This is a genomic window from Trinickia sp. (assembly GCF_051953955.1).
Lineage (GTDB): Bacteria > Pseudomonadota > Gammaproteobacteria > Burkholderiales > Burkholderiaceae > Trinickia.
This window is the reverse complement of the sequence record NZ_JBQCIF010000030.1, coordinates 62,242-75,609: the sequence shown is the minus strand read 5'-3', so window position 1 is coordinate 75,609 and position 13,368 is coordinate 62,242. Positions and strand designations below refer to the sequence as shown.

13 protein-coding genes and 1 pseudogene are annotated in these 13,368 nt (G+C 60.6%); 10 read left to right on the top strand and 4 right to left on the bottom strand.

The features are described from left to right. Positions 1–80: 80 nt before the first annotated feature. Positions 81–329, bottom strand: a complete 249-nt coding sequence (locus ACTHNZ_RS06335) for a hypothetical protein (RefSeq protein WP_440541642.1) — start codon at positions 327–329, stop codon at positions 81–83. A 62-nt stretch (positions 330–391) separates the two neighbouring features. On the opposite strand from ACTHNZ_RS06335, the pseudogene ACTHNZ_RS06330 reads away from it, so the two are divergent. Continuing rightward, positions 392–810: pseudogene (locus ACTHNZ_RS06330) on the top strand (IS30 family transposase); the annotation flags it as partial. Between the two features lie 6 nt (positions 811–816). Here ACTHNZ_RS06330 and ACTHNZ_RS06325 read toward each other — a convergent pair. After that, positions 817–1,506 carry a hypothetical protein gene (locus ACTHNZ_RS06325; protein WP_440541641.1) on the bottom strand — a complete coding sequence of 230 codons (690 nt, stop codon included), beginning with the start codon at positions 1,504–1,506 and terminating at the stop codon, positions 817–819. Positions 1,507–1,699: 193 nt separating this feature from the next. Beyond that, positions 1,700–2,404 carry a hypothetical protein gene (locus tag ACTHNZ_RS06320; protein ID WP_440541716.1) on the bottom strand — a complete coding sequence of 235 codons (705 nt, stop codon included), beginning with the start codon at positions 2,402–2,404 and terminating at the stop codon, positions 1,700–1,702. Between the two features lie 582 nt (positions 2,405–2,986). Between ACTHNZ_RS06320 and ACTHNZ_RS06315 the strand changes: the two genes are divergently transcribed. From ACTHNZ_RS06315 to ACTHNZ_RS06275, 9 genes are all read left to right on the top strand, one after another. Further along, positions 2,987–3,817: a nitrilase family protein gene (locus tag ACTHNZ_RS06315; protein ID WP_440541715.1), complete on the top strand. Its 831-nt coding sequence runs from the start codon at positions 2,987–2,989 to the stop codon at positions 3,815–3,817. A gap of 102 nt (positions 3,818–3,919) precedes the next feature. Further along, a complete protein-coding gene (locus ACTHNZ_RS06310) occupies positions 3,920–5,050 on the top strand; it encodes a substrate-binding protein (protein ID WP_440541714.1) in 1,131 nt (376 codons plus the stop codon). Positions 5,051–5,122: 72 nt separating this feature from the next. Then, complete coding sequence (locus ACTHNZ_RS06305) at positions 5,123–5,956, top strand: branched-chain amino acid ABC transporter permease (RefSeq protein WP_440541640.1); 834 nt, start codon at positions 5,123–5,125, stop codon at positions 5,954–5,956. Between the two features lie 55 nt (positions 5,957–6,011). Continuing rightward, a complete protein-coding gene (locus tag ACTHNZ_RS06300; RefSeq protein ID WP_440541713.1) occupies positions 6,012–7,802 on the top strand; it encodes an ABC transporter permease subunit in 1,791 nt (596 codons plus the stop codon). Further along, positions 7,799–8,506: a branched-chain amino acid ABC transporter ATP-binding protein gene (locus tag ACTHNZ_RS06295; RefSeq protein ID WP_440541639.1), complete on the top strand. Its 708-nt coding sequence runs from the start codon at positions 7,799–7,801 to the stop codon at positions 8,504–8,506. Before ACTHNZ_RS06300 ends, ACTHNZ_RS06295 begins: the two co-directional genes overlap by 4 nt. A gap of 27 nt (positions 8,507–8,533) precedes the next feature. Continuing rightward, positions 8,534–9,817 (top strand): amidase, encoded by a 1,284-nt coding sequence (locus tag ACTHNZ_RS06290; protein WP_440541638.1) that lies wholly within the window; start codon positions 8,534–8,536, stop codon positions 9,815–9,817. A gap of 16 nt (positions 9,818–9,833) precedes the next feature. Continuing rightward, the gene (locus ACTHNZ_RS06285; protein WP_440541712.1) at positions 9,834–11,003 is read left to right on the top strand and encodes a transporter substrate-binding domain-containing protein; all 1,170 of its coding nucleotides are present in this window, start codon (positions 9,834–9,836) and stop codon (positions 11,001–11,003) included. After that, entirely contained in the window at positions 11,000–11,617 is a 618-nt protein-coding gene (locus ACTHNZ_RS06280) for an ANTAR domain-containing response regulator (protein ID WP_440541637.1), read from the top strand. Before ACTHNZ_RS06285 ends, ACTHNZ_RS06280 begins: the two co-directional genes overlap by 4 nt. A 56-nt stretch (positions 11,618–11,673) precedes the next feature. Continuing rightward, complete coding sequence (locus tag ACTHNZ_RS06275) at positions 11,674–12,207, top strand: DUF2867 domain-containing protein (RefSeq protein WP_440541636.1); 534 nt, start codon at positions 11,674–11,676, stop codon at positions 12,205–12,207. Between the two features lie 65 nt (positions 12,208–12,272). Here ACTHNZ_RS06275 and ACTHNZ_RS06270 read toward each other — a convergent pair whose 3' ends face one another. Next, on the bottom strand, positions 12,273–13,166 hold the full coding sequence (locus ACTHNZ_RS06270; protein ID WP_440541635.1) for an NAD(P)/FAD-dependent oxidoreductase: 894 nt from the start codon (positions 13,164–13,166) through the stop codon (positions 12,273–12,275). Positions 13,167–13,368: the final 202 nt, after the last annotated feature.

Here is a 13,368-nt window from a genome sequence, read left to right as displayed (position 1 = left end):
CGTTGCAGATGACGGTTCGATTTCGATCGATGGGGGCCGAAGTCTAGGAATTTTACAACGGCCGTTGCGCCTTGACACCATCACGCACCCAGCCGAGCCAGCGCAGGGTAGAGGATCGCCAGTTCGTCGATGTGCTTTGCCGAGCTATACCGGCTTTGCATCTGTTCGAGAATAGTTCGAGTTTCATTGGCAATCATCAATGGCGCCCCCATTCGGCTCGCATACATGCAGCCTTCCTGTAGATGCTTCGTTGCTTCCTGAATGGACGAAGCACTCAGATACTCGCCTTCCGTCAGCGCATGAAAGATATTCCGAGATGCAGGGCGCATTCAACCGGTCGTCGCAACACCTTTGATCGAGGAGGTGTTGCATGAGACGCAGTGCGAAGCAGGTGTATCGGTTGACAGGGCGTGAGGCGATGTACTCTCCGGGCGCGCCATCACTTGGACATGAGATCGAGCGTCGGTTCTGGCAACACATCGCGACTGGCATTACAAGTGAGAAAGCAGCGGAGGCGGTCAGCGTGTCTCAAGCGGTAGGTTCGCGCTGGTTCCGCTATCGTGGCGGGATGCCACTATTCATGTCGAAACCTATTGCGGGGAACGTTTGGAGGGCAAAGTATATGGCACTGATGGACGTGAAATTTCCGGGCCGAGGCAGGCGCCGTTCAAGGGACGAAATAAACCGCATCGCGGTGACCGAACGTGGGTCAACAGCTGGTCACCCGAGCAAATTTCCAATCGATTGCAGGTAGATTTCCCGGACGATGAATCTATGCGCATCTCTCACGAAGCGATTTACCAAGCGCTCCAATGCTCACATGTCGTTCAACACCTCTTCCAGATGTCCGTTCCTAAATGAGATAAAGTCGCCGCCATACATCCAAAGATCAACGATACCTGTAGGCGTTTGCTTGGTGATCACGCGATTTGGCTTCCCCCAAGCTGACGCCAGTACCTGTTCCTCGGTCATTCCAAATGAAACGTTGGAAGGCTTTTCGGCGTCGGGACCCAGTGATGCATACCACCCCGCGCCAGGCCGACCTTTGAGGCGAGCATCGACCGCTCGAGGGTCTTCCTCAAAAATCTCAGGGGTAATTTTCATTTTGACCCTGGGGTCAGCATTGTATAAATGAATGTTGAATGCTGAATCATCCATCCACTTCAAGGTCCCGTCAGAGAAGCGGACCTGATATGTTCCGCTATCGGAATTGGGTCGCGCTGAAAGCTGTGTCACCGTAAAGCTTTCAGTATCCTTAGCCGCAATGCCGTGTGTAATGCTATCGGCCGTATTTTCGTCGCCGAAGCGCACGAACTGATAGGTGGAGTTAGCATTCGGCCTCACCCAGTAAGTCCTTCCTACCCGGCTCATCAGGCGTACCTGGCCTCGCGTGGTAGCGTGTTCCGGCTGATGCCGCGCCGCTATATGTAGTCCGAGAAGCTGCAAGTAGTGGCCTACTAGGAGCAGTCCCAGGCCAATGCCCAACCACTTGTATTTGCGTTGCATAGCCACCCCGTTATCCTTTCACTTTCTGGTCTCTCTACCGGCCAACCTGCATCGCGCCGATTCTATCGTTGAAAGCTCACAATCCGTAGAGTATCTGTATTTGGGGGCCGTTAACGACTAATAACAGTCCTCTGACTGGCAGTGGCCCGAAGGCCGAAGTGGGTCGTGCGTCGCCGATCGGTGACGCGGGCGATCAGTCCACCCGGTACCAGCGACCAGATTCCGGGCACACAGCAGCCGGTGCGCCGTTCAACAAGACCTGCTCTTCATCCCGTTGCAGCGAGTCCGAAGTGTCGATATCGAATGCCACCTCGAGCGCGCGCGCGACATCGGCGTCTTCAATCGGAAGCTCCCACGTCAGGAATATCTGGAGGCAATCCTGGTCTGGCCCGAAGTCGGCCATACTAAAACCGCTGCTGCGTCGTTGAATGACGCCATGAGGGTGGCCAGTATCGAATATCACGGCTGTTCCCCGGGTTAGAGGAATGTGAAGGCCTGTAGAGGGAAAATGCAAGTCCAGCCCCTTGTCCTCGCTCAGGAAGAGATTGCAAAAGGCCGCACCGCCATATTGGGCACCGTCATGGTGGTACCTCGCGCCGCGACAGGCCATCAGGGCCACGTCACTGGAGGCAAGTACGTTGGACAGTCCAAGCGCGCCCGTCCAGTCGGACATTGCCTGCACGCAGCGCTTGTAGTCGGGCCAGCGCGCTTGCGTTCGTGCCAAAGGCATCACCTCGACGTCCCCGGGTTCCAGGACGAGCCGCGACGACGTCTCCCTATCCCAATCCGCAAGTACGCGTGCAGACGGCACAGGCACGTCGACCGTGCCTGATAAAACGATGTCGCTCACGCGTCGACTGCGAATGGCATCGCCGCTCCAAAACCAGGACGTCAGAATGTCTCGCACTCGGTACTTCCGAAGGAGGAACTCAACGGGGTAATTGTAACGATTCAACGGGGATCATTTCGGCGCAAATCGGCGACGACACGTCGTCCTCCGAGACCGCCAGGCGAACCCTCGTACGTCGGCCCCACCTTCGGAAGCGGACATCTGGCTTCCACCAGGGCGACCGGCCGCTTGGGGCCGGCCTCTCCCCGGCCTCCGGCGTCGGACCGTAGTGCCTACCGCGCGAGCGGTTTAGTCCGTCGGCCAGTTTGGAGCCACTTCGAACGTGGGCGACAAATCGACGAGTGCGCGTATCGATCATATCGTGCAGGCCGTCGTAGGTGCTTTCCCTAGAGTTCGAGAGATGTGATTGACGGCCGAATACGGGCCTCGTAAATTTGCACGATCGATTGCCTGGTTTCAAGGGCAATCAGCGGCAACGATGCCGCGCTACATATGGAAGGCTATGCAGCCCCCGAACTTGCGTACTACGCCAGTTCGGGGGCTTTTTGCTTTTGGAGAACAAAATTGGAAATCAAGCAGCACGCTCTGCCCGAGCAGGGGAGCACCAGCACCTTCGTCGCTTGCATACAGATGGAGCCCCACGTCGGCGAAAAGCGAGAAAACGTCGAGCGTTCGGTTCGCTACATCGAAGAGGCGGCACGCAATGGCGCCTCCCTGGTGGTATTGCCCGAGCTAGCCAACACGGGGTATGTCTTTGCGGACAGAGATGAAGCGTTCGCGCTCTCGGAAGTATTGCCGGACGACGTAACGACTCGGATTTGGGCGGATGCGGCACGACGGCTCGGAGTTCACATCGTTGCGGGCATTGCCGAACGGGCGGACAACCGGCTCTTCAATTCGGCCGTTTTTATCGGTCCGTCAGGAACGATCGGGACGTACCGAAAACTCCATCTTTGGAACGACGAAAACCGTTTCTTCGAACCCGGCGATCTCGGCGTGCCGGTCTTCGATACCCCCTTGGGGCGGATCTCGATCGCCATCTGCTACGACGGATGGTTTCCCGAGGTCTATCGGTTGGCTGCCACGCAAGGTGCCGACATCGTCTGCGTCCCGACGAACTGGGTTCCGATGCCGGGACAACCGGGCGATCGAACGGCGATGGCCACGATACTCACGATGGCCGCGGCGCATAGCAATGGTCTGATGATCGCTTGCGCGAATCGGATCGGAACGGAGCGCGGCCAGCCCTTTATCGGCCAGAGCTTGATCGTGGGCGCCGACGGATGGCCCATGGCCGGCCCGTCCAGTTGCGACCGCGAGGAAATCCTGTACGCCGCACTCGATCTGGAGCGGGCGCGGTCCGGGCGCACGCTGAACGCATTCAATCACGTACTGCGCGACCGGCGCTCCGACGTGTACGACCCAATGCTGGGCACTGGCTGGACTTCCTCGCCCGCATAAGCGAGCCAACGATGTCCGCATGATTCTGAATCCAATCCCACGATACGTGAAGGAGACACTATGAAACCGTCCAAACTACAGATTCTCATCGGCGCCGTCAGCATGGTCGTGGCTGCGCTGGCGTCGAGCACCGCTTCATGCGCCGCGGAACCCATCAAGATCGGCGTTGCCGTGGGTTTGTCCGGCGCCAACAGCGTGGTCGCGCCTGCAGTCGTGCAGTCGTCGCAGCTTGCCGTCGACGAAATCAACGCGGCAGGCGGAATTCTCGGGCGCAAAGTTCAGCTCGAGATCGCGGATGACGCGTCCGGCGCCGTCGGCGCGCAAAAGGCGTACGACACGCTGGTCTTCCAGAAGAACGTCGATGCCGTCATTTCGATGGAAACCAGTGCGGCCCGCAACGCGGCGCTGCCCATCGTGGCCCGGGGAAAGAAGCCATTCATCTATACGTCGTTCTACGAGGGCAAGTCTTGCAGCCCATGGATGTACGTCAACGGTTGGGTGCCGGACCAGCAGGTTGCGCCGGTGGTCGACTACTTCGAGAAAAGCAAAGGCGCGAAAACCTTTTATCTCGTCGGCAACGATTATGCCTTTGGCCGCGGCATGCTCGATTTCACGGCGAAATACATCACGCTGCACGGCGGAACGGTGATCGGCGAAGAATACTTGCCGATCGACGGCACGGACTGGACGCCGATCCTCTCGAAGATCCGCTCGGCTCATCCGGACGCGCTGATCAGCGCGACAGCCGGCGGCGCGCCCAACGTCGCCTTGGCCAAGCAATTGAAGGCGTCTGGGCTGACGCTGCCCTACGGCAACCTGGCCATCGACGAAGGTACCGCGAAGAGCATGGGGGACGTCGCCACGGGCATCTATATGTCCGGCTCCTACCTGACGAGTATCGGTACGCCGGAGAACGGTAAGTTTCTCGACGCGATGCGCAAACGCTTCGGCAAGAATCTGAAGACCCCGAATGAACTTTCGGAGCCGCAATACGAAGCGTTTTTCCTCTACAAGGCAGCGGTCGAAAAGGCCGGCACGACGGATCCCGATAAGGTCATCAAGGCACTCGGGCAGGTGTCGTTCGACGGGCCGCGCGGCCCTGTGAAAATGGACGAGAGCCGCCACACGCCGCTTGCGATGCGGCTCGGGCAGATTCAGACGGACGGCTCGGTGAAGATCCTTCAGACATTCACGAATGTCGACCCGGGCAAGCAATGCCCGAATATCAAGTAAGGATTTGAGATCGCACGTTTGCTTGCTCGTCCTTCGATAGGTTGTGCGGGCAAACGTGAACCGGAGACGGACATGGTTTTGGCACTGGACGTTTTAACGACCGCGGCGATCCTTTTTATCGTGACTGCCGGGTTGATGGTGATTTTCGGCGTGATGAAAATCGTCAACTTCGCGCATGGCGCTCTGCTGACGATGGGCGCCTATGCAAGCTTCGTTGTGACGCAATTGAAGCTCGATCCTTGGATCGGGCTACCGCTCGCGCTGGTCGTCGGCGTGGCAGTCGGCATGCTGGTCGAACAAGTGATCGTGCGGCCTCTGTATAAGCGCCCGCTCGATGCGATTCTCGCCACATGGGGGCTCGGGATCGTGATCGGCCAGCTCATCGTCATGGCGTTCGGTCGCGAGGTGCAGTTTGTCGAAACACCGCTGAAGGGGGCCATTTCGGTCGCAGGCGTCGAATATTCGGCCTACCGCTTGCTGTTGGTCCCGATCGCCGCGGGCTTGTGCTTGCTTTTGACCGCGCTGCTTTCCGGCACACGCTTCGGCGTCAAGACCCGCGCGGTAATCATGAACGAGGACCTGGCACGCGGGCTCGGAATTCACTCCGGCCGGATTCGCTTCATCACCTTCAGCCTCGGCGCCGCGCTCGGCTCCCTGGCCGGAGCGTTGATGACACCGCTATCCAGCGTCGAGCCGAACATGGGACTGGCTTATCTGATCAATGCTTTCATGCTGGTGATGGTGGCGGGATATTCGATGGTGAGCCTGCTGGCCACGTGCCTGGTATTCGGCGCATGCCAAGTGCTGGTCAGTACCTTCGTCAGCCCGGTATTGGGCGGCCTGACCATCGCTGTGCTCGCTGCTTTTACGTTGCGTATCCGTCCGCAGGGGTTCTCTCATGGCTAAGGTTACTGCGTCGCCGGGCAATGTCGGCATCGGACTGCGCGCGGCCGACAATCGGATGCGGCACATGCGCGGATTGCTCCTGGTCGGCGGGCCGGCGATCGCGCTTCTGATCGCCGGTCCTTTCCTGTTCGGCACGTATCTGCTGAACGTCCTGATTCAAGCGTTCTTCTTCTCGATCGTTGCTGTGACCGTGGACGTGCTCTGGGGCTATACGGGTTATCTGACGTTCGGTCAATCGGCCTTTTTCGGCATCGGCGCTTACGCGGCGGGTCTCGTCTTCACACATGGCGGGTTTTCGCCGAGCTACGTCTTGCTGGGACTCGGCGTGGCGATCGCGGTGGCCGCGGCCGTCGCCGCAGTGCTCGGCTGGCTGTCCTTCTACCGCGGCGCATCGCCTTTCTTCGCGACCGTCATGTCGCTCGTGCTGCCGATCGTGCTGTCCCAATTGCTGTTGTCGGGCGGCGAGTGGACGGGTTCGAGCTCGGGCCTCACGGGGTATGAAACCTTCGACCTGTCGCTTCAGGCATGGTATGGAATCGCGGGTGCGGGCTTGCTGATCGTCGCAACGCTAGCCTGGTTCTTCGTACGCAGCGACGGCGGCCGCACGCTGGTGGCGATTCGCGACAACGAGTCGCGCTGCCAGTACCTCGGTATCGATACGTCGCTCGTCAAGATCGTCTTGTTGATCGTAGCGGCGATCGTCGCCGGTGTCGCGGGGTTTGGTTACGGCGCGTTTAGCGGGGTGGTCGCGCCGGAACTCACCGGGTTCGTTCTCGGCACGCAATTGATCATCTGGGTGGCGCTCGGCGGCCGAGGCACCCTGTGGGGGCCGGTCGTCGGCGCGCTCTTGATCAATGTCGTGACCTCGTACCTCAGCGGCAGCTTGCCGTTCGCGTGGCAATTGATTCTCGGCGCTGCGTTCGTGGCCGTCATCGTCTTGCTTCCACAGGGGCTTGTGCCGTTGCTCGCGAGGCCATTCCATAGGCTGGCCGGTGCCGGCACCGGCACACAACCTATCCTGGTCGAGCGAGCTGTGCAAGCGCGGTCCGCGCAGGGGGCCTCAGAACCTGCGCTGCAAATGAACGACGTCGCAAAGCATTTCGGCAGTCTGAAGGTGCTGCAGGGTATCGATCTGCATGCCGATGCCGGCGAGTTGATCGGTTTGATCGGCCCGAACGGCGCGGGCAAGACCACATTGATGCGTTGCATGAGCGACGGCGCCGAACGTTCCGCGGGACGAGTCGTGCTGTGCGGCAACGATATCAAGCAACTCCCGCCGGACCGCGGCGTGCGGTTCGGGTTGGGCCGCAAATTCCAGAATGCCAATATCTTCGATAGCCTGACGGTCGCGGAATGCCTGCGGATCGCGGGTACGCTCATCGAGCAGCCTTCGCTGTTTCAGCGCTCGAACTCGCTGGCGCTACCGCCCTATGCGCTTGAAGTCGTTCGCGCGACGGGCCTCGACCGGAAGCTCGGCACCGTTGCGAAGGATCTGTCGCACGGTGAGCAACAAGCGCTAGAGCTCGCCATGGTGCTGGCGCTGGAACCGCGCATCGTTCTGCTCGACGAACCGACAGCGGGGTTGACCAAGACCGAACGTACTCAGATCGGGAGTGTCCTTGCCTCGCTGGCCCATCGATATCGGCTCTGCTGTCTGCTTGTCGAACACGATCTCGATTTTGTCGCCGAGATCGCCACGCGGATCGTGGTCCTTCATCACGGTCGCATCGTGATGCAAGGCAGCTTCGATGAAGTCGTCAATTCGGAGCTTGTCAAAACGATCTATGCGGGGACGCCGCAGTCTGCGGCGGGCCACGGATCCGCCAATCGCGGGGAACCATCATGAGCGCTATCGCATTGAACTTGCAGGACGTGACCAGCGGATACAAGGCCTCGATCGTGCTGCGCAAGCTATCGATGACGGTGTCGGGCGGCGAGGCCGTCGCATTGCTCGGCAAGAACGGCATGGGCAAATCGACCTTGCTCAAGACGATCATGGGCTATCTGCCGAAGAAATCCGGGGCGATCCAGGTGAACGGGCTCGACATCACTCATGCACCGTCGCACCAGATCGCGCGGGCCGGCATTGCCTATGCGCCCCAGGAGCACGCGCTATTTCAGGACCTCACCATCCGCGACAACCTGCGGCTCGGGCTGCCGAAGGTATCCGTCTTCGACGAGCGCTTCGCGGAAATCGAGCCCATATTTCCTGTGTTCAAGAGTCGCCTCAAGCAGTACGCCGGAACGCTCTCCGGCGGCGAACAGAAGATGCTGCTAGTTGCCAGAGCGTTGATGATGCGACCCTCGGTCATCCTGCTCGATGAAATCACGGAAGGCCTGCAACCTTCGGTCATCGATCGTCTTGCGCAAGCGCTGCTGTGGGAACGCAACCGCCGCGGCACGTCACTCCTGCTCGTCGAACAGCACGTTCCGTTTGCCCTCGAGGTCGCGGACCGCTATGCCATCCTGAAGCAAGGCGAGATCGTCGACCACGGCGACGCGAAGGATGAAGGCGCGGCGGAATCGATCTTCGGTCACTTGCGCGTCTGATCGCTGAAAACAGGAAACCCGAATCCGATGATTGCCAATTCTCTTTATCAGCCCGTCTCGGGATTGAAACCCGCGCTTGGAGCCGGTGGCGTTCCACGTGAGCGCGGCGCCATGGTGCTCGACTCGCTCGCGCGCATCGACGAAGTCGATCCTCGAATCAACGCGATGACTGCCGTTACACGGCGCGAGGCGGCGATGGCGAACGCCGCGGTTGCGTCGGGGCCTTTGGCCGGCATTCCGGTTGCGGTGAAAGACATCTACGACACCCAAAATTTGACGACGAGTTACGGGTCGCCGATATATGCCGGACATCAGCCCAAATCCGATGCGGCCATCGTCACGCTGTTGCGCAGGAACGGCGCGATCATCGTCGGTAAGACGACAACCAGCGAGTTCGCCTATATGGCGCCGACTGTTACGCGCAATCCGTACGACATGGAGCGAACGCCCGGGGGATCGTCGTCGGGATCCGCTGCCGCCGTGGCAGCCGGAATGGTACCGTTCGCGATCGGCTCGCAGACGGGCGGCTCGACCATCCGTCCCGCGTCGTTTTGCGGGATCGCCGGCTATAAGCCCACGTTTGGATTGCTATCGACGGTCGGTATGAAGTGCTTCTCGTGGTCGTTCGACACGGTAGGCCTTTTCGCCGCGGGCGTGCCCGACGTGGCGTACTTGGCTCAGGCCTTGTCGGGGCGTCAACTCGCGGTCGGCGATGTGGGCGACATGCCAGCGTTTGGCATTCCGGAAAGCTACCCATGGACGAAGGCATCCGCAAATGCGAGCGCCGTGCTGGATGTCGCTATTGCAGCGATCGAAGGGGCGGGCGGTCGTGTGAAGCGGATTCGCTTCGATTCTTGGATGGCCGATTTGATTGACGCGCACGACACGATTCAAAGCTACGAGGCGTGGCGCGCGTTGGGATACGAGTTCGATCATCATCGAAACGACTTGTCGCCCATCCTTGCGGGATTCATGGATCGGGCGAGCTCGGTGGACACGGCGGCATACGCGAAGGCGTGTGCCTTGATGGGGCATGCCAAGGATAGGCTCGCGCGATTGTTCGAGGGTGTCACCGCGCTCCTGACACCGAGCGCGCCCGACGAGGCGCCTGTGGGATTCGATTCCACGGGCGACCCCTCGTTCAATCGGAATTGGACGCTACTCGGATGTCCGTGCGTCAGCGTCCCTGGATTGCTCGGCGAACGAGGGGGGCCGATCGGCGTGCAGATCATCGGCCGTCCGTGGGACGACGCACGATGCCTGAGTGCCGCGGCATTCGCGGAACGCGCGATTGCTGCGTATCGTTCTTGAATCAGGGAGTTGCTTCATGACTAAGGAAAGCCAACCTGCGAGCAACGGGCGCGACGAGCAATGGCGCATCGGCGTTTTGTATTCGCGGGCCGGCGTGACCTCGGTAACCGAATCGGAGCACTTCTTCGGTACCGTTCTCGCGATCGAGGAAATCAATGCGGCGGGCGGCGTCGCAGGGCGCCTGCTCGATCCGGTGGTCTACGATCCCAAGGGAGACGCGGACGAATACCGCCGCCTTGCCACGCGCATGCTGCAGGAAGACGATGTGACGGTCATTTTCGGGTGCTCGACTTCGTCGAGCCGGAAGGCCGTGTTACCGGTGATCGAGCGCAATAACGCGTTATTGTGGTATTGCTCGATCTATGAGGGATTCGAGTATTCGCCAAACGTGATCTACACCGGCGCGGTGCCCAACCAGAACAGCTTGCAACTCGCGGCCTGGCTGCTGCGCAACGTCGGGCGACGGTTTTTTCTTGTCGGTGCCGATTACATCTATCCGCGTGAATCCAACCGTATCATTCGAGACATCGTGGAAGACCACGGAGGGGAAGTCGTCGACGAAGTCTACCTGCCGAGCGATGCCGATCCGGCGTCGCTAAAAACCGTCATCGACGAGATCGAATCCGTCGGCCCGGATGTGGTGTTTTCGACGCTGATTGGCCGCGGGGCGCGGACCTTCTACAAGTTGTACCGCGAACGGGGCTTCGATCCGACGCGCCATCCCATCGCCAGCCTGACCATGACCGAAGGCGAGATTCGTATGATCGGCCCGGAACTGTGCGGCGGGCATATCGTTTCCGCCAGCTATGTCAATACGCTGGACAACGAGAGCAATCGCCGCTATTTGAATGCGTGGCGCGCGCGATTCGGAGATGAGCCGGCCAGCATGTGGTCCGAGATGGCTTACAACCAAGTGCATCTATTCGCCCGGGCGCTTGCGCGGGCGCAAACGCTCGATACGGCGAGACTGGTCGAAGCCGTTCATGAGGTGGAATTCGATTCGCCGGAAGGCCTGCTTAGGATCGATCCCGGCAACAACCACGCTGTCTTGACGCCGCGCATCGCGATTTGCAGATCGGACGGCAGGTTCGATGTCGTATGGGAGAGCCGCGGGCCCGTCAAACCGGATCCCTATCTAACCGCATACGGCCTAGCCGAATTCTGGCTTGACGGGGAACGTTCATGACGAGCGCGCGTCGCTTATTCGATGATCTGCGCTCGCTGCGCGCGGCCGTCATCCATCCGCCGGGTGACGACCGAAGCGTCTTGGAGGAGCAGTTGCGCCGGATCGGCTGCCCGGTCCGCGTCATCTGGCCGTTTCCTGCTCAGTTGCCGGCGGATGCCGACGTCATATTTTTTCTGGTGGGACCGGAGCTTCGATGCGCTGGCAATTGGTGCGCGGCCGATACGAACGCGACGTTGATCGCCTTGTCCGACTACGAGAATCCCACTGCCCTGAAAATGCTGGTGGACACGCAGGCGCACGGCGTGATCACGAAGCCGTACCGTTCCAGCGGGATCCTGAGCACGCTCGTGCTCGCCCGGGCCTCGTCGGGCTACCAGCAACGGCTGCAAAACAAGATCGGCAAGCTGGAGGAGGCGATCAAGGCGCGGCGCCATGTCGAAAAGGCCGTGCGTATCCTGATGGAGGCGCAGCGGCTTACCGAGAACGAAGCCTATGAACACATGCGCTCCCGCGCGACGGGATTGCGTGTCACCGTGGGCGAGATCGCGACGATGGTGATCGACGCGTACGAGGCAATCGAAAAGCTTGGACTGGGGAAGGTACCGAAGGTTTGAACAACCGAGTTCGCCCGCATCGATGAGCCGCTGACACGAGGAGGCTGCTGAACACCATGAACGAACCGCGGAATACCGCCTTGGCCAAAGCGCGCGCCGTGCCCATGCCTAGTAACAGCGTGCTCGCACCGCTTTACGCTGGCGCGGACCTTTTGGACGCCTTTGCAATTCGACTGCCGGCGGAGGCCAGCGATGATCTAGAGGTGTTGGCACGCACGGCGTTCGAGCGGCAGGCGTGGTGGATTCGCGCGCTCACGTGTGTTCGCGATGGGGTGATGGTGACAGCCGGCGTCAAATCGTCTCGCGCCGTCGGTCTTGCCGCAGCGGCGCGTGGGCCGGTAATCGGCTACTTGCCGCTGCTGTCAAAGAGCGCGACGGAGTTGGTAGTGGGCGCGGATGACCGGCATCTCGACTTCCGCGCCACCATCCAACTTCTCGCCGAAGCGGAAAATGGACGAGAGCTGCTCGCGGGTACGGTGGTGCATTGCCATAACAGACTAGGCCGAATCTATCTTGCGGCAATTGCGCCGTTTCATCGCGTGATTGTGCGGGCAAATTTGGAACGGGCAGTAAGGGCAATGAGGATTTAGGCATGATTGACGCGCGGCAATCTCCGGCCATTCGCCCCAAAAAAATTTGCTCTGAATCTGTGCTCTTAAACCAGCATCGACTGCTGGGCGAATATGCCTGCCATCGCGCCCTGCGATGATGCCTGGGTGACCGAGGGCAAGAAGGGGGTGGCGAGGTCGCCGGCGGCGTAGATGCCGGGCATGCTGGTTTGGCGGCGCTCGTCGACTTTGAGGACGATGCCAGTCGGCGTATCGACCGTGGCGAGGCCTAGTGATTCATGCAGGCTTGCGGACGGCTTGTTGCGCGGATGCGCGAACAGGATGTCGACCGCGACATTGCGGCCGGAATCGAGATTGACGGTGGCGGTATGCCCACCGTGACGGGCGATCTCGACGATCCGGCCATCGACGACAGGTATCTTGCGGCGCGCCAGATCGACCTGGATATCGGGGGAAATGTCGTGACCATCGGCGAAGACCGTCAACTTGTCGGTCCAATCGTGGAACAGCCTGGCAGACTGGTGCGACTGCGGGCCGGACCAGACGAGGCCCCAATGCTGGCCGGCGACTTCAAAGCCGTCGCAGTAGGGGCAGGGCACGATGGACGTGCCCCAGCTTTCGGCAAAGCCCGGAACATCAGGCATCTGGTCGGCGACGCCATAGCTCAGGATCAGGCGGCGCGCCCTTAGGCTTTCGTTATCGTCAGTGACGACGCAGAAATCGTCGATGGCGCCGGTCACGCTTTCCGCCCGGGCATGGACCAGCCTGATCGTTGGATAGCGCGCCAGCTGCTGCCGCGCCTCGAGTAGGATGTCCAGCGGCGGCTTGTGATCATGGCCGAGCAGGCCATGCGAGTGGCCGGCAAAGCGGTTACGCGGCCGGCCGGTGTCAAGAACGGTGACCTTGCGGCGGGCACGGCCGAGCTGCAGGGCGGCGGCGAGGCCGGCAAAGCTGCCGCCAATGATGATGACGTCATCCATGGTGATGGGCTCCGTGTTGTGGATGGAGGGGTGGGCTGGGCCTGGTGCGCAATATCGTCCGGCGATACGCGCTCAAGACGGGCAACGCGCAGGGCTTCGGCATCGACGAGAAAGTCACCCATTGCTGTGTTGACCGGCCGGACAATGCGGCTTCGATATCGCCGGACGGCCCTGCGGAAACCTCATTTGGAGGACGCCAACC